The organism is Cohnella sp. LGH, from assembly GCF_017671885.1.
In the GTDB taxonomy this organism is placed as follows: domain Bacteria; phylum Bacillota; class Bacilli; order Paenibacillales; family Paenibacillaceae; genus Cohnella; species Cohnella phaseoli.
Map to the genome: position 1 here is coordinate 4774117 of NZ_CP072117.1, position 22132 is coordinate 4796248.

The 22132-nt window shown below is 52.4% G+C and carries 18 protein-coding genes and 1 pseudogene; 6 read left to right on the plus strand and 13 right to left on the minus strand.

The window, feature by feature from the left end:
• Positions 1-41: 41 nt before the first annotated feature.
• The 3 genes from J4772_RS20610 to J4772_RS20620 are packed head-to-tail and all read right to left on the minus strand — an operon-like array spanning position 42 to position 2329.
• Complete coding sequence (locus J4772_RS20610) at positions 42-620, minus strand: glycerol-3-phosphate responsive antiterminator (protein WP_116062137.1); 579 nt, start codon at positions 618-620, stop codon at positions 42-44.
• A 12-nt stretch (positions 621-632) separates the two neighbouring features.
• Positions 633-1514 carry a metallophosphoesterase family protein gene (locus tag J4772_RS20615; protein WP_209071199.1) on the minus strand — a complete coding sequence of 294 codons (882 nt, stop codon included), beginning with the start codon at positions 1512-1514 and terminating at the stop codon, positions 633-635.
• Positions 1511-2329 (minus strand): HAD-IIA family hydrolase, encoded by an 819-nt coding sequence (locus J4772_RS20620; RefSeq protein ID WP_209071200.1) that lies wholly within the window; start codon positions 2327-2329, stop codon positions 1511-1513. Before J4772_RS20620 ends, J4772_RS20615 begins: the two co-directional genes overlap by 4 nt.
• Positions 2330-2743: 414 nt before the next feature.
• Between J4772_RS20620 and J4772_RS20625 the strand changes: the two genes are divergently transcribed.
• Complete coding sequence (locus J4772_RS20625) at positions 2744-3019, plus strand: hypothetical protein (RefSeq protein WP_209071201.1); 276 nt, start codon at positions 2744-2746, stop codon at positions 3017-3019.
• A 171-nt stretch (positions 3020-3190) separates the two neighbouring features.
• Here the strand turns inward: J4772_RS20625 and J4772_RS20630 are convergent, their stop codons facing one another.
• Positions 3191-4828 (minus strand): hypothetical protein, encoded by a 1638-nt coding sequence (locus tag J4772_RS20630; protein WP_209071202.1) that lies wholly within the window; start codon positions 4826-4828, stop codon positions 3191-3193.
• A 177-nt stretch (positions 4829-5005) separates the two neighbouring features.
• Between J4772_RS20630 and J4772_RS20635 the strand changes: the two genes are divergently transcribed.
• The 3 genes from J4772_RS20635 to J4772_RS20645 are packed head-to-tail and all read left to right on the plus strand — an operon-like array spanning position 5006 to position 8730.
• Entirely contained in the window at positions 5006-6463 is a 1458-nt protein-coding gene (locus J4772_RS20635) for a spore germination protein (protein ID WP_209071203.1), read from the plus strand.
• Positions 6464-6477: 14 nt separating this feature from the next.
• Positions 6478-7602 (plus strand): Ger(x)C family spore germination protein, encoded by a 1125-nt coding sequence (locus J4772_RS20640; protein WP_209071204.1) that lies wholly within the window; start codon positions 6478-6480, stop codon positions 7600-7602.
• Positions 7603-7647: 45 nt separating this feature from the next.
• Positions 7648-8730, plus strand: a complete 1083-nt coding sequence (locus J4772_RS20645; RefSeq protein ID WP_209071205.1) for a GerAB/ArcD/ProY family transporter — start codon at positions 7648-7650, stop codon at positions 8728-8730.
• An 84-nt stretch (positions 8731-8814) separates the two neighbouring features.
• Here J4772_RS20645 and J4772_RS20650 read toward each other — a convergent pair whose 3' ends face one another.
• The 5 genes from J4772_RS20650 to J4772_RS20670 form a co-directional block, all read right to left on the minus strand.
• Positions 8815-9189, minus strand: coding sequence for a LytTR family transcriptional regulator DNA-binding domain-containing protein (locus J4772_RS20650; protein ID WP_209071206.1), 375 nt, complete (start codon positions 9187-9189; stop codon positions 8815-8817).
• A gap of 19 nt (positions 9190-9208) precedes the next feature.
• Positions 9209-9331 (minus strand): cyclic lactone autoinducer peptide, encoded by a 123-nt coding sequence (locus tag J4772_RS20655; protein WP_209071207.1) that lies wholly within the window; start codon positions 9329-9331, stop codon positions 9209-9211.
• Complete coding sequence (locus J4772_RS20660; RefSeq protein ID WP_209071208.1) at positions 9328-9855, minus strand: accessory gene regulator ArgB-like protein; 528 nt, start codon at positions 9853-9855, stop codon at positions 9328-9330. Before J4772_RS20660 ends, J4772_RS20655 begins: the two co-directional genes overlap by 4 nt.
• Positions 9849-10478, minus strand: a complete 630-nt coding sequence (locus tag J4772_RS20665) for a hypothetical protein (RefSeq protein WP_209071209.1) — start codon at positions 10476-10478, stop codon at positions 9849-9851. The genes J4772_RS20660 and J4772_RS20665 overlap by 7 nt, the downstream gene beginning before the upstream one ends.
• A 674-nt stretch (positions 10479-11152) precedes the next feature.
• Positions 11153-13204, minus strand: coding sequence for a glycosyl hydrolase family 18 protein (locus J4772_RS20670; RefSeq protein WP_209077321.1), 2052 nt, complete (start codon positions 13202-13204; stop codon positions 11153-11155).
• Positions 13205-13764: 560 nt separating this feature from the next.
• On the opposite strand from J4772_RS20670, the pseudogene J4772_RS37580 reads away from it, so the two are divergent.
• Positions 13765-14427: pseudogene (locus J4772_RS37580) on the plus strand (glycine-rich protein); the annotation flags it as partial.
• 60 nt (positions 14428-14487) lie between these two features.
• A complete protein-coding gene (locus tag J4772_RS20675; RefSeq protein WP_247740792.1) occupies positions 14488-16968 on the plus strand; it encodes a DUF7507 domain-containing protein in 2481 nt (826 codons plus the stop codon).
• A 92-nt stretch (positions 16969-17060) separates the two neighbouring features.
• Here J4772_RS20675 and J4772_RS20680 read toward each other — a convergent pair whose 3' ends face one another.
• From J4772_RS20680 to J4772_RS20695, 4 genes are all read right to left on the minus strand, one after another.
• Entirely contained in the window at positions 17061-17978 is a 918-nt protein-coding gene (locus tag J4772_RS20680; RefSeq protein ID WP_209071211.1) for an AraC family transcriptional regulator, read from the minus strand.
• A 163-nt stretch (positions 17979-18141) separates the two neighbouring features.
• Positions 18142-20184, minus strand: coding sequence for a glycoside hydrolase family protein (locus J4772_RS20685; RefSeq protein WP_209071212.1), 2043 nt, complete (start codon positions 20182-20184; stop codon positions 18142-18144).
• Between the two features lie 24 nt (positions 20185-20208).
• On the minus strand, positions 20209-21045 hold the full coding sequence (locus tag J4772_RS20690) for a carbohydrate ABC transporter permease (RefSeq protein WP_209071213.1): 837 nt from the start codon (positions 21043-21045) through the stop codon (positions 20209-20211).
• A gap of 13 nt (positions 21046-21058) precedes the next feature.
• Positions 21059-21946, minus strand: coding sequence for a carbohydrate ABC transporter permease (locus J4772_RS20695; RefSeq protein WP_209071214.1), 888 nt, complete (start codon positions 21944-21946; stop codon positions 21059-21061).
• Positions 21947-22132: the final 186 nt, after the last annotated feature.

Genomic DNA, 22132 nt, shown 5'->3' on the forward strand with positions numbered 1-22132 from the left:
CATCCGGCCGACGCTCGCTTCATTTCACAGTTCAAGTACGCCTACTTTCCATACTCGAAATTCCACAAAGCGCGTTCGCTCACGGAGAGTGCCGTCGCCCCCGCATCCAGAATGCCGTTCGCTTCGTCCTCCGTCTGAATCAGACCGCTGGCGATCAACGGAATGTCGGGAAGCGCGTCCGCGAACGCACTAACCACCTTAGGAATAACGCCGGGCATCAACTCGACCGCGTCGGGCTTCATCGTTTGCGCCATTTTCAGCCCGTTGGCCAGCGCCAACGAATCCAGCACGAACAGATGAAGAACCGCGTACAAGCCCGCTTGCTTCGCCTCCTTGATCAGATGACTCTTGGGCGTCACGATTCCGTTGGCGCCGACGAAGTCGCGGACAAACTCGACGCTCTCCCGATCGGTGCTCGACAAGCCGCGGATCAGATCGAGATGCACGAACGCGCCTTTGCCCTGCTCCCGCGCCAGTCGTACGCCATGAATGACGTCCGTTAAGCTCCCCCCCATAAAAAAGAGATGGTCGACGCGGCTGCTTAACGCGATATCCAGTTCGTCGCTCGTACGCAGCGCGGCGATGACCGGCCTTCCGGCTAGAAGATGCAGCAACGACATCTTTTTATCCTCCTATGGTGAAGTGGCAGGCAATAGATGAATGACGCGATAGCCGCCGGCAAATCCGGGCTCTGTCACATATTGGCAGGAGCCTCGTCCGAATGGCGTCGCATGGCCGAAATGAACATGACCGCAGAAAACGCCGACGAGATTGTCATACGGATTGTTCAGCAGCAGCTCGTGGAATGCCCGGGTTGCGGCCGTCGTTTTCTCGACCATCCATTCTTTGCGAAGCTTCTCGTCCCACCCTTCCGCCGCCATCATAATCGGAGATCCCCAAATTTTCACGACTTCAGGCAGCAGGCTGGGAACGTAAATCGGAATATGCGAGAACAACAGCGTCGGAAGCCCCTCGGCCAACCGCTCCCGGAAAAAAGCCAATTGCTCTTCCGTAATCTGATAAGTGCTGTTGTCGATCGCGACCAGGTTGACGCCCTGCAGCGCAATGGCCCGATACGCAGGCTGTCCCCCGGTAATCCGGGCGAACTTGGGATATTGGACCGCGCGCGTCCGCTCGCCCCAGCTCTGATGCGGATACTCCCAGTCGTGATTGCCCGGCGTGTACAGATACGGCATGGCAAGTCTCTCCAGACGCCCTTCAAGATGCTCCAAGTTGCCTATCGTGGCCCCGTTGACGACATCGCCCGTCAGCGCGACGCAGTCGAACGACTTGTCGTTGGCATAACGCAGCGCATCGTCAAAGTGGTTTCGCGTCGCCAGCGCGTCAAATCCGTAAAGACGCATCGATTCCGCGAATGCCTCTTCCCCGTCTTTTAAGTCCGTTTCGTTCATATGGCAATCCGTCACATGCAGCAGCGATAGCGGCCGGATTAAGCCCTCGATTTTAATAATCGCTTGTTTCTGATTCGGAACCGGCACATGCTCGATTCTCATACGTCTAATCCCTCCATGATTCGCCTTAGCTCCGCCAGATCCTCCACGATCCAGTCCGCAGCGCGATACTCGTCCGCGGTTCGGCTTCGTTCCGCCGCCGTCCTTCCGTCTAACCATATGGTGCGCATTCCCGCGCCGCGGCCGCCGACAATGTCCGTATTATAATTATCGCCGATCATTACGCATTCTTCAGGCCGCGCTCCGCATCGCTCCAGCCCATAGGCAAACAGGTGCGGCTCAGGCTTGCCGACATATTCCGCCCGCAGCCCGGTTATCGCTTCGACCGCTGTGGCGAGCGCTCCCGTCTCCGGCACTTTGCCGCCATCGAGCCCAGGGTGGGACAAGTCGGCGTTGGCCGCGATCAAGCGCGCGCCGGCCCCGACGGCAGCGCCGAGCATTTCCAGCTTTCGGTAGTCAAAGGCGATATCCAATCCGATGACGGCCGCATCGACCGCAGCTTCCTCGTTATCGGAGACGACGATGTGCCCGGCGGCGCTCAGCGCCGCGCAGAGCTCATCGCTGCCCGCCGCCCGGATTGAAAGCCGGCCATAACGCTCCGATAAATACGTCCCGACGCAATCTGTTGCGGTTACAACATCCGCGGACGGCGTCTCCAATCCCATTGTCCGCAGCTTTTCGGCAATGCTCTTGGCCGACGAACGGGAATTGTTGGTCACGAAAATTACCCGTTTGCCGGATTGTTTTAAAGCATCGATTACCTCTGTCGCGCCCGGCGCAAGGGCGTCGCCAAAATAGACGCAGCCGTCCAGATCGAATAAATAGGCTTGGAATGAATAAAACAATTCTCTATGCAAGACCGTTTTCCCCCTTTTTCGGACATAAATTGTTTGAATGTGAGTCGGACAACGCTCCTGGAACGGCAAAAAGCTCCGAACGGCAAACAGACCGCGAATAGTCGCGTCCCTTTGCCATTCGGAGCTTTCTCTCGTCCGTCACTCCAAACGTCACGTACAGTATGGCACATCCCTGCGTCTTTGACAATGCGGGTAATGACGGATAGGCAGATCCGTCAGTTCCGGATCTGCGAATCGAAGCCGTTGCAACCAACATTTTTCGATTCCGTAAAGGTATAGTGAAATGTTTATTGCATGATATAATGAAGTCGGTTTATGTCAAATTGAGGGAAAAAGGCGAACAGGTCGAATAAAGCTATGCTGCGGCGCTACCACCAGTATCGTTCCATAATTTACGAACAGAGGCTGACTTCCATGGCGCAAATAGCGGCTGACGTGGGAAAGCAGCCGATTGTCGTCAGTCACGAGCTGGAGAGAATGGCCTATTTGGGACTGCTGCCGAACGTTCATATCGATCCGATTACCCATACGATAGTGCTGATCTCGGATCGGGCAAATCCTCCAACGGATGCGGCGGATAGCTCTCCTCCAAGAACCGTAAATTGCTCCACTTGCGGAGCGAGAACTGTGCTGCGGACCGGAGAAAGCAAGGAATGCGATTATTGCCATACTATCGTCAATTATGCGTAACGACTTCTTATCGGAACGAGATGTAAAAAAGGCCCAAACGACATAGCGACTGCGAAAAATCGCTTCCCTTGCCGCTTGGGCTTTTCTTTGTCCGGCACTTGCCAGTTCGGACGATCGTTTCCGCTCCTATTACGGCCTCTCAGATTGTTACGCGCCCCATGAGGTCTGCCTCTACGGTCGAACTCGCCAAACCCCTTCGCCCGCTTCGTTCTCTCCTTCTCTGACCGCTTCGATCGTCCAGCCCCGGCCGTAATCTGCAGGGAAGCCGAGGATGGAATCCGGCTGGCCCGAGTAGTATTCGTATAGCCGCAAAGCGAACAAATACGTATGATCGTCGACGCGGCGCTTGCCGGACAACTCGAAGGTCATATGGTGCGGATTGGAAGTTCCGCGAAAGAATGCGTCCAATTGTTCAGGTTCTTTGCCCGCCTTCCAATCTTCGCTTACCCATTTCAGCCCGGCCTCGGGATCTCGGCGAGACCATGCCGAAGCAAACTCGTTAACCGCCTTTAGAGCAAACAAATACTCTCGCGTAATTTGCGGCGGATTGACGACGGCTGGAGACGACCCGTCGGATAGCGTCAGCTCCTCCAGAGGCCTAAGCGACGCGGCGACGAACAGCAGTTGCTCCTTGCTGTACGGCTTGGCCGTGCTGATCGACAGATACGTCGAGTCTCGCTGCAAATACCAGCTCCCCCCCGCCTCGCTGTCGGGAAGTCCGATCCATTCCGCCGTATATTCGGGAAAATACCGCTTCTCGGGAGGTACGCCTCCGCTATCCTTCGGTCGCAGGTCCGTCTTCGATTGACGAATCGAGAAGTGCGGGTACGATAGCTTCAGTACGCCATCCCGTTCACGTTCCGCCTCCACCCCGTAATCGGTCGCAATGCCTTTGCGCGGTACGAACGGCTCGAAAACGTGCAAGCCGTCGGCAAGCTCGCGAATGCGAAGCACCTCCTCGCTCGTATACGGGATTGCAACGAAGCGCTCCGATTCGTACTCCTCCCTCGAATACGTCTGAAAATGCTTTAATCCGTTCCGTTGCAGCCAGTACAGCTTATACGACGAACGATCATCCTGTCCGTAAGCGGCCAAAATCGCGCCTTCATCAGTAAAAGATACCGCGTCGGTATGCAAGGCATCGTTCAACGAGCTTCGCTCTATGCGCCCGCCATTCCACCGGTATACCGCCATGCGCGGACTCGTTCCGGCGGCAGACACCACCTCCAACTGCCCGTCATGGTCGACGTCCATCTCCAAAGCATGCCCTTCATCCACGACAAGCAGCGGCTTCGGAACGCCGTCTACCAGCTCGAAGTAGCGGCTAATCGAGGCGGCCGCTCCGACAGAGCCTTGTATTTTGAACGCTTCTTTGCCGAATAGCCATAGATTGCACACCGTCAGCTGATTGTCTTGATCGTAAGAATAGCCTGCTATCGCTCCTAAATCGTATGCAGCCTCCCCCTTAATCAGGGCCGCATAAAGATGATCGGAGTCGTTTTTGCGCGCATAGACGACAACTTTGGGCTCCCGCGTACCGTCAACCGCATACAGGCTCGTTTCCTTTACGATACGTTCCGCTTGCTTTAAGCCTCCTTTTAGCAATTGAACCGAACCCCGATTCGAATAGTTCTCCCACGATAGCGGTACATCCCCTTCGTTGTCCGCAACATCGGCGGCTTGGACGATCGAGGCTTGGACGCCCCCCTCGGTATTCACATGCGCAGAACTGTCGCTCTGATCCGGGGCGGAACTGCACGCCGTACCTGACAGCAGAATCGCCGCGGCAACAACCAGCTTAATTCTCATTGGCATCACTCCAAAAATCAATTGTACCCATATAGACGAGTGAGCTCCGAGCTTAGTTGATTTTTTATTTGCTGGAAACAGGAGTATCCGAATTAGAGACCTGCGGAATGGAGATACAGAGAATGAAAGAGAATAGACGTCAGCTTTCTGACCATCACATTGTAAAGGCGAGACAAGATGAAGAAACAGCACCTGTATGCCTTGCCGGAACGAAGGCGGGAGCTTGAGCTTCGCCTGGGAGAAAGCTCCGATCTGATCGCGCGGGAATGTCGTATCGGCCAAGATGCGACTCCGGCATTGCTGATGTGGATCGACAATCTGGTGGATAAGCGCACGTTGCAATTGACGACGCTCTCGCCCTTGCTGTCCATGCAAACCTCGCCTCTTCCTTCGACAGATCCGTCCGAATGTCTGGAAGAGCTATGCCGCTCCTTCGTCTCCGCTCCCGAGGCTAAAGTCGTCGACACGATAGACGAAGCTCTCCCTATGCTCATGAGCGGCTGGACGCTGCTTTTATTGAACGGCGCCAGAGGTATTGCCGCAATTCAGACATGCGGTTGGGACAGCCGTGGGATCGAAGAAGCGCCTTCCTCAACCGTTGTCCGCGGTCCGCGCGACGGCTTCGTGGAATCGCTCGATACCAACATTTCGCTCGTACGCCGCAGACTGCGCAGTTCCACCGTCCGCGTCGACAAGCTTAAAGTAGGCGAGCTGTCGCATACCGATGTCGCCGTGCTGTACATCGATCAAAGGGCGAAGCCGTCTATGGTCGAAGAGGTCAAGAGCCGGATTCGCAACATAAAGATCGACGGCGTGCTGGAATCCCAGTATATCGAGGAATTGATCAAAGACAACCCTGCCTCCGTTTTCCCAACCGTATACAGCACCGAACGACCGGACGATGTCGCCAACATTTTGCTGGACGGCCGGGTCGCCATTATCGTGGACGGCACTCCGTTTGCGCTTGCGCTGCCCACGACGCTGGTTCATTTTCTGATCACGACCGAGGATTTGTATTTGGCTTATCCGGTAGCAACGTTTATCCGTTGGCTCCGTTACGTCGGTTTTATTATGAATTTGCTGCTGCCGTCCCTTTATGTGGGAACGCTGACCTTCCATCCGGAAATGGTGCCTCCGCAGCTGCTCAGTAGTATTCTGACGGCCCGCGAAGGCGTTCCGTTCCCCGTGCTTATGGAAACGCTGCTGATGGAAGCGACTTTCGAGGTGCTGAGGGAAGCTAGCGTCCGGATGCCGCGTTCGGTCGGTTCGGCGATCAGCATCGTCGGCGCATTGGTCATTGGGGAATCGGCCGTACAGGCCGGCATTATTTCTTCTCCCGCTATCATCGTCGTCGCGGCGACGGCTATCGCTTCTTTCACGATTCCGTCCATTGCTCTGTCGGGCACGGTGCGAATTCTGCGGTTCGGAATGGTGCTGCTGGCTTCGATGTTCGGACTGTACGGCATCATGATCGGCGTGTTCCTGCTCGGCATACACTTGGCTTCGATCAAATCGCTCGGCGTTCCGTATTTGACTCCCCTTGCTCCGTTCCGCAAGAAGGAATTTCTGAAAACGATCTTTCGCGTTCCTTGGTTCATGCTGAGCAAGAAAAAAAATCCACGGCGACGGGCCTGAAGGAGATGCCTCTTATGAACCCTTTCAAAGCCGGCATCTGCCTGCTGGCGGTTATGCTTATCAGCGGCTGCTGGGGACAGATCAACTTCGACCAGTTGACCGTCGTATCGGCGATCGGACTCGATCCAGCCAAGGACGGCATGGTTCGGGTGACGCTCCAGCTGTCCAATCCGACGCTGCCGGTCGCTGCCGGCGGAGGCAGCCAGCAGCGCAGGCCTTACGTCAACTATGACGCCGTCGGGGTCACGATTCAGGAAGCGGTGGAGCGCATTCAGCATCAGGCGAAAAAAAGCTTGTTTTTCCCGCAAACGAAAGTCGTGCTGATCAACGAACAATTCGCTCGTCGGGGGTTGGACGATACGATGGATTATTTCTGGCGGGAGACGAATCAGAATTTGAACAGTTGGGTGCTCGTTTCAAGACTGCCAGCGCGACAGGTGCTCGATAAAGCAATGGAGCTTGAACCCGTCCCGTCGGAGGAATGGAGAAAATATTTGCAGGGCGATTGGAAACGTCCGCTCCAGGTCGACGTCCAGATGTACCAGTTCCTGCCTCGGCTGAATCAAATCGGCTATCAAGCCGTCAGTCCGGGCATCGGACCGTTCAATGCAAGCGGAAAAACCGACATTATGGAGATCGGGGATACGGCCGTATTCAAGAACGATCGCATGGTCGGATGGCTCAGCGGGGAGGAAAGCCAGATCGTTAATTGGCTGACCGGCGTCAGTCGGCGCGGCAGCTTCCATACCGACTTCGCCAAGGAAGAAAGCGTCAGCTACAGCCTGAACTCGATCAGAGTCAAAGTTACGCCGCTAATAAATGGGGACCGGCTTGCCATGAAGGTGCGGATCAAAGGAGAAGCCGAATTGCTGACTGCCACTCTGCCGCTCCACTTTGGTACGGAGCATGCGATGCTGCGGGATACGCTGAACAAGCAGGCAAAGCTTGCAGTGGAAGCGACGATCGATAAGCTGTTCGATAATTATGCCAGCGACGTAATCGGCTTCGGAGAAGCGCTGCACAGAAGCATGCCGTCGGAATGGAAAAAACGCAAATCCAACTGGGACAAGGAGCTTCGCGAAGTAGATGTTGATGTTTCCGTCTCCTTCCGGATTAGAAGAACGGGACTGCTCCAATAGGAGCCGCCCCGCTCACCGGATCGGCTCCCGAAAAGGAAGATAAGCATGAATAAACAGCAAATTTCCGAGCGACAGTTTTTCTTTATCATTTTCGTGTCCATCGCATCGCTTACCTTCTTTTCCGTGCCTTCGCAGCTTATTCCGAAGGTGAAGCAGGATCTATGGCTGTCTATGGCGCTAGGCATCACAATCGACGTGTTCGTCGCTCTGCTGCTATACCGTCTAGCCCTTAAATATCCCAGTCAATCGTTTGTTCAATACTCGCGGACAATTCTAGGCCCTGTCGGCAATCTAATCAGCTTGATCGTGCTTCTGTTTTTCATCACCGTGTGCGTGACCGCCATCTGGATCTACAGCGATCTTCTGTCCAGCTCGCTGCTCCCTGACACGCCGCTCATCGCCTTCTCGTCAACGCTGACTCTGTGCTCGGGCTGGGCGGCAATTAAAGGGATTGAAACGATCGCCCGGCTCAGCCAAATTCTCGGGACGATCATGCTGATTACCTCGTTGATCCTGTTCGCCACCTCCATGCCTGTCGTAGAGCTGCGCAATCTGCTTCCGCAGTTCGAGAACGGGGTCAGTCCGGCTTTGATGGGGGCCATCTATCCCGGCAGCTGGTTCGGCATCTGCATCTTGATGGGGATGCTAATGCCTCATCTGCGTCATCCCAGGAAGACGTTTAGAGTCAAAGCGAACGCGGTGTTTCTAGGGGCGCTTGTCATGACCGGATATTTGTTGTACAGTATCACGGTTTTGGGCACCCCTATGGCCAGCCAGATGGAAAACCCGATCTACGTCTTCACTCGAGTCACTCAACTGATCATTTTCGAGAGAATCGAGGTGCTGACGCTGCTGGTGTTTGTCTCAGGTTCGTTTATTACGTACGCTACGCTGTACTATTCGATCTCCCAAGGCTGCGCCGAGCTGTTCCGCACCAAGAGCCACAAAATTTGGGTTTACGCGTTAAGTCCGATATTTATCGTCCTTCCCGTGCTAACTGTCACGGAAAGCTTCGGGCAGTGGCCGCCTTATCTGGACTTCTGGTTCCCCGTCATCGCCTTGTCCATTGAAGGAGGCAGCGTCGTGCTTCTGTATGTCGCTTCGCTCTTCCGCAACAAAAAACGCTGATTAGGGAAAAGAATGCACTTTTCGATTCCAACGCGAAGAAGCCGCCGCATTAAATGCGATGGCTCCTATTCGTTCTGGATTCTACTATATATATACGATTCCCTGCACTCCTCTTAACTGCTTGTCCAAAAGCTTAAAATGTTTCTGAGACAGAGTAATACTTTTCGATTGGCTGGTTATTTCTATTTCAAAATAGGCTTTGACAAAGATGCGATCCATTTTGCAAATTCTCGGTACATGGACAACGATGTTCCGATCCACCTTCTCGAATTGGTAGCCGCACTGCTTGAGCGCTTCCGTCCAATAGATCAGAGTTCCAGGAATGTAGAACTGGTCGTCCAGCGTGTGAACAGCTATCCACTTCGATGTCAGGTCAGATTGAAGGAACAGGATGTCGCGAACCGGAAGATTCGAAATCCCGCTCTTTCCTTCGATGTCCCTTGTAACAGTTAATTGCATGGCTCACCATCTCCGAAATTTACTTCAACAATTCTGCTGGAGTTTCTTCTTGATGAACGTAATACCAGCTTGCTGTGCTTACAATGATAACAGCCATTCCTCCGAGCAATGTAGATAGGGCTAGAAAAAATTTCTTTTTCATTTGTTTTTCACCCCCCTCCCCCTAATCAAAGTGAGGGTCTGGAGGAGGAATGCCGAGGCAAGTACGGCCGATTGTATAGCAAGATTACTTGCTATTAGAGCCAACGATATAAGTTTTAATAATGGATAATACTTCTCAGGAATTCGTGTTTGCTTTTCGATACGGGAAGGTGCAAATATTAAAGCAAGCAGCAAGGACAGTGCCGTCGCCAGAAGCAAGATTGTCGAATTAAATTGGACGAACGACAAGACGGTAGCACCGACAGTCGAAATAATAATGCATAACGTTCCGGACTTCAGATGAACACCGCCAGATACTTGTCTCAGGAGCGCATACCCAATCAATACAATAATAACCTCCTGAATCTTCCCAGTAAATAGGGAAATCAGCAGGGAGAAACCAATAATAAATATAGCATTAAGAATAAATGAAATCGAGTATTTGAGCACCTCGACACTCTCAGGCGACTCAGGGACTACTCTCTTAATTCCTACCGCTAGCTGCCTCGAGAGCCCATCTACCATTCGGACTCCTCCTTACGAAGAGAATAGGAAAGAAATATAAACAAAGCAATTGCAAAAACTAAAAGATTCATAAAAATTTGTTTGAAATACATCATGACACAAAGAACGATTAGACAGCTAAGCAACAACAAAATAACAAAAATTCGTTCCCACTTAATCCGAAGCTTCTCAAACTCGAAAGAGAATCCGTAACCCATTTTATAGAGAAAAAAACCGATTGCCACGCCCGATAGACCTGTAATAACTTGAAGCAAATAGCCCTTCCAAACAAATTCTTGTAACTGGCTTAAAGATAAATAATCATCTGACAACAATATGAGCAAAGTTTGAAGCACGATAAATGCAGTATACCCCGTAATCGTCATAACTACCGACCAAATAATTGGAACTCTAATAAATATGGCTAAAAATAGAATTGTCAAACCCACATTAATAATTGGCGAAATTGCAGTTAAAGCTAACTCGTCACGAATGATGAAGCTTTGCAGATTCGTCGCCGTAATCATCAGAACAATCGGCCATATATAATTCATAAGTTGAATTCTAAATATGTAAAGAATCAATGCGTAGACTGCAAGACCTTCGATCGTAGAGAAAATCATATATCCAAGAAATGTGCCCATTTATATCTCCTCTGGTCTAAACAGCATATATATTAAGTATGATAAAATCCTTATTTCCTTTTAGGATATATAAATCCATTTTGTTTGACAACATTAAATAATTTTAATTATTCGCTTGGGAACCAGGAGTTTTGTGATCGGGCGATATTTAGGATATAGTGGGATAATGTATTCTTGGGATCTCATGTGGGATCATTACTTCCTGACGGGCAGAATCGGCAGATTTATTGAAGACGATTTTCTGAAAATGGCGAACTGCGAACTACAGTGCAGTCAATTTGTCGTTTTCAGCGTGATTCATCCGAAGAGGAATGAACTCTTTAGTGGCGCAGACCTTAAATTTCTGCCGAGATCCTACTTCCGCGACTTAAACAAATTTCTGAAATCGAATGCTTCGGAGGAATTGAACGAGGAGCTGTGTTTAAATAAACTGTCTTCCAGACTATCGCAATATTATTCGGAAATAAGACATGTTAACCATAGGCTTGGATCTTATAGAGAGTGCGCAGTAGATTTGCATCATTGGATTATGAAGAGATAAGCACCGAATCGCCACGCGCAATTCCGAAAAGTAAAATCGTCCTCCCGAGCAGCGTTTGCGCTGATCTGGAAGGACGATTATCTAATTACTCAATAACCCAGAACATCGTCTATCCTCTTACATGGCCACTTCCTCAGCCGATAGCACCGCAAGCGCCGATCAGCTTCCATACGCCCCATTCGCCGCTCAGATCAGGACGTTCGCCCGTCGTCCACCATTTGGCTTCGTACACATTGCCGTTGTAGGACACACGCTGTCCTCCCGTATAGACTGTTCCGGTATTCCATTCCTGCTCGGTGCACGCGTTTACCGGCTGAGTGCTTGCCTGAATTGTAGTCGGAGCCGACACGTTCCCTGCTCCGTCGCGAGCCGTAACGCTGAAGGTGTAGGAAGTGTCTGCGTCTAAACCGTTTATGACTACATTCGTAGCGTTCACATTGATGCTATTCGTGCCATAAGTCACCGTATAGCCTGTAACGCCGACGTCATCGCTGGAAGCCGACCAGCTTAAAGCAATGCTGTCTACCATCGTCGCGCCGACCTGTAAATTCGTCGGAGCTGTCGGCGGCGTAACGTCGTTGGACGGCTCCGTCGTGACGGAAACCGCGTTGCTGGCTGCCGATTCGTTGCCGAAGATGTCCACCGCCTTAACGGTGAAAGTATACGGCGTATCTGGTGTCAGCCCGCCGACGGTTGTGGACGTAGCGTTTACAGTTGAGCCGCCTGCTCCGTAGGATACGATGTAGCCTGCCACGCCGCTATTGTCCGTAGAAGCATCCCATTCCAGGCTTACGCTGTAAGAGCCTACATTTGTCGTCCGGAGATTGCCCGGTATGGTTGGCGGCACGGTTTCCACCGGAATGCGCGGACCACTCAAATCGCTCGTCAGCTTGTTCAGCAACGTTTTATTTCGATCGCCGCTAAACTCCCAGAACATGGCGCCCGCCAGTCCCTTTGATTTAATATAGTCGGTCTTGTGGCTGAACGATTCGGTATCGTCGTAGGAAATAAAATTGCCGTTAGACGCATTGTACAAGTACGGAACCTTCGCCACGTCGTTCCAATAACGAGTGTAGCCATTCTTGTTAATATAGTTGTTCTCCAGATCGGAGTAATCGAACGAACCTTTCTCCCAAGTTCCGACCGTCGTTACCCCGCTGCACGCTTGGTACTGACCGCTTGCCCCATTGGCGCAGCCGCCCCAGCCGCGGCCGTAGAACGGCGTACCCAGCACGAGCTTGGTCGGCGGCACGCCGTTATCCAAGTACGTCTGCACCGCCGTCGCGATGTTGAAATCGGCTGCATTGGGAACCCCGCCCGCCGTCGCGGCCGGATCGTAATACAGAGGAGCATTATGGGCGCTGACCGTCTGCCATCCCCCATTGAAGTCGTAGGTCATAATGTTGATGAAGTCGACAGCCTGTGCGATTCCGGCCAGATCGTTGTTGCCCACATAAGCCGGGCTTGCTCCGGATGCGATGGTCAATTCATAGTACTTGCCGTCCGCCGTTCCGGCGGCGTCCAGCTTTTCTCTTATCTTTTGCAGCAGCAGCACGTAATTCGCCCCGTCCTGCGCTCGCACGCTGTTCCCCGGCAGTCCTCCGCTTACCGGGTACTCCCAGTCCAGATCGACGCCGTCAAAATTGAATTTACGCAAAAAGTCGACGGCGGAATTCGCAAACACTTCCCGAGTCGCCGGGTCTGCCGCCACATCCGAGAAGCGGTTCGACCAGCTCCAGCCGCCCACGGAGATGATCGTTCTCAGATGCGGATTGGCCGCCTTCAAACGATTCAGCTCGGCAATATTGCCAGAGTAAGGCGCATCCCACGGATCTCCTCCCATTCTTTTACCGGTATCGATCCACGGGTCTCCCAGCACGATCGTTCCGTTCGGGACGTTAATCGATTGGCTGTTTTCATTCTGACACGTCCAGGTTACCGGATTGGGCCCCGTCGGGTCGGGGTTGCCGTGCCGTCCGTTCCAACAAATGTCGGCAAAAGCATAGTTAATATGAGTTACCTTGGAAACGTCCATATCCATCACTTGATAATTGCGCCCGTAAGCGCCCCATGAAGGATAATAGCCTACAATCTTGTAATCGTTACCCGAAGCCTCTGCTTTCACTCCGGGCAAACCCAGAAACTGAAACAACGAAAACACGAGAGCTGCTATCAACGAAATCATGGCGCTTTTACGATACGACACTCCTCTTAATTCCACTACTTTCTGCCTCCTATAATTGGAAAATTGAATGACAACGCTTTCAAAACCGATGTTTTGAATCACTTTCCGTTGCCTCAGCACCGTTTGTTGTTCCTCACCTCCAATTGACCGATTTGCCGTTTGCATCAGACAGTTTGATAGAGTAAATTTGTCAAAAAATAAGCGAGGGCGCAAGCTACGAATCTGTCATCGAGATAAAACGTTTACATAGATTGGATGCAATTGTAATCGGTTTCTGCCTATATTGTCTGTGAAAATAAGAGGAAGAAAAAGGGGGAAATTTCCGTGATTCGGGATAAATTACGATGATGAAAATTCGCTTCTCATTAACTTAACCCGGCCATCGATCTGTATGATGCCACGCGATATACAGTGTTGCTTCCACCTGAGACTATTTATACCATTAGTGCTACTTAGGACATTCTACCGCTGCATATATTAATGAAGAAAGACTAAAAAATCCTTAGAAAGTGGTGTATGCATTGGCAGTCGGCCAAACGTTTAATTTCAGTTTTACCGGAGTGGAGCAGCAGTTTGTTGTTCCAGCTAACGTTCCGCTTGTCCGGATCGAATGCTACGGTGCCCAAGGAGGAACAGCAACCACATTTGGCATTGGAGGTTCGGGTGGATTCGCAGTTGGAGATTATGCAGTGGTTCCAGGAGAAACGTTGTTCGTCTACGTCGGGGGACTAGGCGGAAACGGCAGCATAAACGGTGCAGGCGGGTTAGGCGGGTTCAACGGAGGCGGAAACGGCGGCCCCGGTTTTAACAACTCTGCTTCCGGAGGAGGCGGCGGTGGCGCAAGCGACGTCCGACAAGGTGGTAACGCACTAGCAAACCGAATCATTGTCGCCGGTGGCGGGGGCGGTGGGGTTGGTAACATAACTAGTCCAACAGCAGGTTTTGTCGGGGGGACTGGCGGAGGTCTGATCGGAGGCGACGGCAATGGCGATACTCCAGAAAGTACCGGTAAAGGAGGAAGCCAAATTGCAGCAGGATCGGGAGGGACTGGGGGATCAAATAGCGGGACTCCTGGCGCATTGGGGATCGGGGGGAACGGAAGTGGCAACTATTACGAAGGCGGACCGGGAGGTGGCGGCGGTCTCTACGGCGGAGGGGCAGGAGGGGCTGGAAATGGTGAGGATGGATCAGGCGGTGGAGGATCCGCATTCCTGGGAATCGGATCGAATGCAACGACGAGTTCGGGAGTAAACACTGGAAATGGGCGGATATCTATCACGACAATGGTCGTGGAACTCACTCTTTCCAAAGTCCCGGACAGGATCAACGCTTCTCCGGGTGAAACCGTTAATTACACGATTACGATTGAGAATTCCGGTCAAGTTCCCTTGACGAACATAGTCATTCAAGATCCCGCTCTATCATTTTCAACAACGGTTCCATTATTAGCCCCGACTTCCAATCAATCGTTCATGATTGCTCATGTAATTCCTCTTGGCACCCCGCCCGGTCCTTTCGTCAACCTCGCTACCGCAAATGCCGATCAACTTCCCATCCCTGTTACCGCGACTGCTACAGTTACGGTTGAAGCTGTTCCCGCGATCTCGTTCGTAAAATCGGTGTCCCCTGCAATGGCCGCTCCTGGTAGCACAGTCATATTTGAGTTAACAGCTGTAAATCAAGGTAACGTCGTATTTGTCAACGTGCACTTGACAGACCCATTCTTAAGCTACGACCAAATTATTGGTGATCTTGCGGTTGGCGGAAGTTTTTCAATCCATTTACCTTTTACTGTGCCAGCTGATGCACCGCCAGGTTTCTCGATTCTAAATACTGCAATAATTTCTGCAGATAATCTTTCGCCGCGTGTAGTGGGTGTATCTCTGGAAGTACTAGCTGTACCGCGATTAAGTATCACTAAATCGATTATCGGATCGCCGGTAAACGTAGGGGAAGAATTTGCAATTGTCCTACAAGTGACAAATACCGGTAACGTAGATCTAACGAATGTAATGGTGTCCGACGATTTTGGGCAAATATCCGAATCGTTCGCATTGCTGCCAGTCGGGCAGTCCGAAGAAATTAATTCCGCGTTCTCATTCCCGCTATCAACCCTACCAGGCGTCTATACGAATCGGGCGGTGGCTCAATCGGATCAAACGTCACCGACGGAAGCTTTCGCCGATGTAACGGTCTTGGGGACTCCTCTTCTCGGTCTCTCAAAATCAGCGAATAGGTCAACCGCCGCTCCCGGTCAATCCGTACAATTCACAATTGTCTTGACCAATATTGGCAACGTTCCCCTCGCCAATCTCCTTGTAACGGATGCATTGCTTGGTTTGAACAGGACCGTTCCATCATTAGCAGTCGGGTCTTCTGAATCGTTACCTCTCACCTATACGATTCCCGTTAATTCGGTTATTGGAACCTCAATCGTCAATCTCGTAACGGCCGAGTCCCCCGCGATAGGCATTCAGCAAGCCGAATTCATCGTTACAGTTGTTCCGGCCGGCTTGTCGATCTCCAAGCAGCCTGAGAACTCGCTGGTCTTGCCAGGGGAAACGGTTAATTTCGTTCTGACGGTATCCAATCTTCTCTCGGAAGAGCAGACGAACATTCAGTTGTCCGATCCTCTATTGGGATATAACGAAAACATAGCTATATTGCCCGCCGGCGCTTCGATTGTTCGAAATGTTCCATTTACTGTCCCTGCAAGTACGGTAACGAACGCTGTGATATCCAATGTCTCACAAGTACTCTCCGACCAGACGCCCGTTCAAAGGGCTGCGGCTGAATTAATTGTGTCTCCGTTCCCGCCTTCGCCGGCACTTCTGACTGTTCGCAAAATACCGAACAGGAATTCCGCTTCGCCGGGGCAGACCATTATCTATGCCATCGAAATTTCGAATACGGGCGAATCCCCGGCAACGAACGTCGTCGTGTCAGACCCCCTCATTGGTTTTACGACCGTAGTACCGATCATTGCTCCCAGAAGCAAGCTCTTCCTTTCTGTTCCGTTCGTTTTACCGCAAAGCTCAAAAATTGGATCGGTTAGTCGTAATATTGTAACCGTCGTAGCGGATAATGCGCCCGCAGCCAACGAGAGGCTGCAAGCTCAGTCCCAGATTCAAGTCACCGAAGGGGCGATAGTTGTTGACTTGACGAATCAAGTAAGCACGCCTGTGGCACGACCTGGCGAAACGGTATTATTCGATTTAAAGGTAACCAATCAGTCTGCTCGCACGGCGACTCAACTTTCTCTAGTTGATTCCTTGACGGGCTTCTCCACCGTTATTCCCGAACTTCCTGCCGGAGAAAGCCGCTCCTTTCAGACTCCCTTTACCCTTCCTCCCGGAGCTGTCGGGGACACGTTTTTCTGCAGCCAAGCGACGCTATCGTCATCGGACACCCACTTGGTTCAGGCTCAGGCATGCGTTCGCACTCTTTCACTACCTAATTTTGTGCTAACCCAATCCGTAAATGTGTCCGAGGCTCAGCCTGAACAAGTCGTTTTCTTTACAGTCGCACTCCGGAACTCCGGAAACATCGGGCTCATCAACATCCGCCTTTCCGCCCCCCTTCTCGGGCGCCAGTTGTGGATCAAGTATCTTGATATCGGCGCAGTGCTTACGATCCGTGATCCGTATATGATTCCGGATGTCGATGAGGATACGGTCATTGTCAGCACCGCAATTGTGACCTCGGATAACGGTCCAACTAAACAGATAAGCACAAGCGTTCAGGTGGTCGTCAACGAAGAATAAAAAAGTTCCTATTCCTACGGCAGTTAAGACATGGCATACTGCCGTAGGAATTCATCTTATGGTGCTTCTAAATCCCGCCTGATTACTTGCGATTAATCTCTAGCTCTGATAGGAACATATAGATCGACTTTGGCTTTTCCTTCCGGATCTTCAAAAGGATTATTCATACAGAACTCCAGACAATCTCGTTCATCCGGATCGAATTCGCTATTTGGGAGCCATTGACCGAAAATACTTTGATAAGCAATCCCTAGTTTATCGATCGTATCGTAAAAGCGGTACAGCCCGTACAGACCTCCGGGCAGCTTCCTAAATTGAACATCGCCATGGTTTTCTTTGACGAACGATTGCGGCAATGTTACGCAGGCGTCGTATCGGCATTCGTTTTCCTCTGTCGTATTCGGATCATCTAAAGAAATTCCAATGAAATACTGATTCGGCGGATACAATCGATGCTTGGCTGTCCATTCCCCCAATTTCCTCCATGCGATATGCGTATCTAAATAACTGCCAACATGTCTTACGTAAGCAATCTCGTACTCCGGCAATTCTTCGATTGAAATATTCATTTGCCAAAGCCTCCTCAAAAAGTTGTTGGTAACACTTTTATCATAATGAGAAGGATTTGATTGTTCCTCTTGCTTATTGCCAAAAAATAAAGAAATATTGCTATCTTTGCTTACAGCTTTTCTATATTCACTCGGCGTCTTATTAAATTGCTTTTTAAATGCAAAATTAAAATTCGAGGCCGATTCAAAACCGCACAAATTGGAGATTTCGAGAATTGTTCGATCGGCATCGGCCAGATAGGATATGGATTTGTCTAACCTCGCTTTTGTCAAATACGCTATAGGCGTCATCCCTACCATAGCCGTAAAAACTCTGGAAAAATGATATTTTGAAAAGTGGGCCGCTTCTGCCATCATGTCGAGAGTCAACCTGTCGCTTAAATTGTTTTCTATGAAAGCCATAACCTTGTTAATTCGATCAATGTAGTTGTTTTTATTCATTACTGTGACGGGTCCTCTCGGCTATTTCTGATAATGTCGTTTAATATTCGTGAAGCATTTAACAAATACCTCCCTTGTAGAGAGGTCTCTGTCCAAGTCCGTCAGGTTAACTGGTTGATAGGTAGAAAAAAAGCTGCCGGGGCGCCATGCCCGACAGCCAAGATTATGATTTCCCCAGCAGAAGCGCTTCCTCGAACCGCTCCCGCATCCGCAAATACCCTTCGGCGGCGGCGCCGTTGCCCCAGTCGAAGATCGTGAACTCGCCCATCGGATCGCGGACCGGGCTCGTTCTTCCGCCGTGGCCGTAGTTCTCCATCATGAAGCCGTAATCCCGCTCGTTCAGGAACGGCCACGCCTCCTCCCACCTCCGCTTGACCTCGGCGTTCTCGGGGCAGTACATGAGCGCGAACGATGCGCGCATGGCCGCAACGCCTCGTTCCTTGTATTCGTCGACGCCCAGTTCCATGCCGTAAGCGACGATCAATTCGGCGAACAGACTTTGCCGGGCGTCATTCCATTCTCCGTCCGCGTTCATCACGCCGAAGCCGCCTAACGTCGGCACGTGGATGTACGGAGGCTGCCAAGCTGCCTGCGTCATCAGCAATTCGTCCAAGCAGCGCCTTCCGATTCGCAAGTACGCCTCCCGTCCCGTCGACCGATAACAGGCGAGCAGCGCTTCCGCCGTCCAATACATCGAGAAGTTGCATTGCTTGTACATGCCGTTCCTCTCGATCGGACGGCCCAGCCACTCCCGCCCCCAACGGCAGCAGGACCAATACGTCTCGAAGTCCTCCCAGCGTCCTTCCGGCACAATCTCCTCGCATACCGCGTCCATAGCGCGATAGGCGGCTTCCGCATACCGCTGCTCCCCCGTCAACGCGCTCAGCTCAAGCAGCAGAGTAACCGATAGCGACGTCTCCGGCGATTGATCGAGCACGCCGCACGGCTGGAAGCTTTTCGCGTCGATCCATCCCGGGAAATACCCGCGCTCGTCCTGCAAGCCCAGCAGCGAATCCGCATACGTCCGGGCATAATCTACGAGCCTCTCGTCGCTCTCCAGCTCCGCGTGCCAACGCAGCATGAGCAGCGCCGTCCAGCTCATGTCGAGGATATGAAGAGGCGCTTCGCGGATGCCGAGCCCGAACGGATTGCGGTCGGAATTGCCCCAATAGAAAGTCGACCACCCTTTGGACCGGCGGCATCGACGGCCGTCGATCCCCACCTCCTCCATCTCCGTCGCGACGACCGCGGGGAAAAAGCCTACGCCGCAGCGCGGAGCGGACAGCGCGAGCTCCTTGATTTTATTCGCCCTCTCGATCCAGACCGCCTCGCCGCTCAACTTTCCGTAACGGAATAAACCGTGAGCCGAGCGAAGGGAGCTGAACCACGCCTGATTCCATACCGAGAGGACCTCTCTCTCGCTATAAGGCCCGGGATAATTCGGGCTCTGGGTCACATTTACGATAAAAGCCGGAGCGCCGACCTCCTTGCCGGCCAGTTCGAACTCCTGCCATACCGCCGCGCCCCACTCCTTGAAAGCCCACTGATAGGCTCGACGCACATAAGGCTCAAGCTCCCCGCCGACAGGTTGCCCTTGCGCGTAAAGCGGACGGCCCCACCTTTCCCAGAAGAAAGCGAGCAAGTCTCGCCACGGGTTGTCGATCGCCTCGGGCTCCTCCGTCGCAAACAAATAGAAGCCGAACTCGACTTGACCCTTGACGAATAGAGCCCCCGGCTCCCGAACGAACAGCACGTGCTCCTTCACGGACGTTGCGCACAGCCCCGCGGTCAGCACGTTAGCCGGCGCATCGAGATCCATGTACCACCGGGGCGAATCGGCCTCCGCTCCGTCCCCGGCCTTCGCCAGCGCGTCCAAATCCGGGACGACGGCGAGCTTCCTTCTGCCGTCATGCACGATCAGCGCGGGAGCGCGGAAAGCATGCTGGTCGATTACGTGCCCGTCCGTCGGGGCGAGGTGTGGCGCCCAGCGAAACGTCGGAGCGAACGCCGGACGAACCTCGACCCGCCAATCGTCCTGCCTGACGTCCTGATCCAACGGGATACGGATATCGACTTTAGCCACTCCGTCCCTCGGATAGGTCACCTCGATGCTCGGCCTGACGCCGCCTAGCCAATCGCAGGTCAAGGACCCGACGTATTCCTTGAAAACCCCGTCCAATCTCACGATCTCCCGTATAGCGCTCATCGCGTGCTCCTTCCGCCATCCGGCTCAGCCTTTGATGCCCGAGCTCACGATGGACCGAACGTAATATTTTTGCAGGAACAGAAACAGGATCAGAATCGGAACGGAAGCGACCGTATCCGCCGCCAGAATCTTCCCCCACTCCGTCGCCTGAAGGTTAGTGAATGTCGCGATGGCCACCTGTAGCATCTGCTTCGTCTCGTCGTTAATGACGATAAGCGGCCACAAGTATGCGTCCCATTGCCCGAGGAACGTAATGAGTCCCATCGTAATCAGCGCCGGAATCATGGCCGGCAACACGATTCTCGCGTAGATGCCCAACCACGACGCGCCGTCGATCTTGCCCGCTTCCAGCAATTCTCCCGGAACGTCGGAGAAAAACTGCACGAGCAGGAAGATGCTGAACACCGATACCGCCCCCGGAATGACGAGGGCTCTGAAGCTGTCGATCCACCCGAACGCATGGACGAGCAAATACGTCGGAACCATCGTCACTTCGCCGGGAATGACAAGAGCGGACAGGAATATGGCGAAAATGACGTTGCGTCCGCGGAATTTCAGCTTAGAAAAAGCGAATGCGGCCATCGAGTTGAAAAGAAGCGACAGCAGGGTAACCAGAACGGCTACGAACAGCGTGTTGCCGATAAATCGGCCGAGCGGCTTGGACTCGTCGGAGAAAATGTCGATAAAATTTTGCAGCGTCCATTCGACCGGAATAAACAGATGCCACTCCAGCGATACGTACTGAAACAGCTCTTGCCTCGGCCTTAACGCCCCCATGAACATCCAGAAAATCGGAAGCAGGGAGACGACGGCGATCGCGATCATCACTATCCATTTCAAGAGACGTCCTATGCGCTCCAAGGCCATCCCCTCCTCAATACTCCACATTGGATCGGAACAGACGCAACTGCACGACGGAGATGCACATGACGATCACGAACAGAATGAACGCCGCCGCGGTGCCGTACCCCATCTCCATCTGTTGAAAAGCCGTTTCGTAGATGAACAGGACGGAAGTCGTCGTCGAATCCGCCGGACCGCCTCCCGTGACCAATTGTACCGGCACGAAAATTTTTAACGCGTCCATTGTCGTGATGATCACGACAAACGTCATTGTTCGGCGCAGAAGCGGCAGCGTGATATGGACGAATTTCCGTATCCGCGTCGCTCCTTCGACTTCCGCCGCTTCGTAGAGATCACCCGGAATACCGTTTAGCCCCGCTACGAAAATAATCATAAAAAAACCGGCCGACTTCCACATGCCCAGCAGCATTATGCCATACATCGCCAGACTCGCGTCCGACAAGAACGAGATCGGCCCGAGGCCAAAAAAGCTGAGCACGCTGTTCAGCAGGCCGTAATCCTGGTTGTAAATAATTTTGAACAACGTCGAGGCGACGCCCATCGCGATCACGACAGGCATGAAGAACGTCGTTCGGAACAAGCCCGACACCCAGGAGGTCCGATAAACCAGCAAGGCCATCCCCAACGCGACAGCCGTCTGCACGGGAATGACGACAATCGCGAAGTGAAAGGAATGCCGGAGGCTGCCGAGGAATTTCGGGTCCGACATCAGGCCGCGGTAATTGTCCAGTCCGACGAACGAAGAATCGGGATTAATGAGACTGTAGTCTTTAAAGCTGATGACGAACGCGTTGATCATCGGATAAAAGGTGAACAGGAGCAGTGCGATCGACGCCGGCAAAATAAACAGCCAAGCCGCTCGCTCTTCCCGCTTGCCGAAAGCCGATTGAAGCTTCATGGTGATCGCCTCCGCTAAGAAGGGGGCTGCCTCATAGGCACTTCCAGTTGCTGTACAAGATAATCGATGATAAAGGAGCAAGGTATATGTACCTCCCTCCGATGCTATACGCTCCTGAAATCTGAATGGGTAAACCCGTTAAAATGTGATTTCAGGAGCGTATGAGGCAGTCTCCGGGAGGTACAT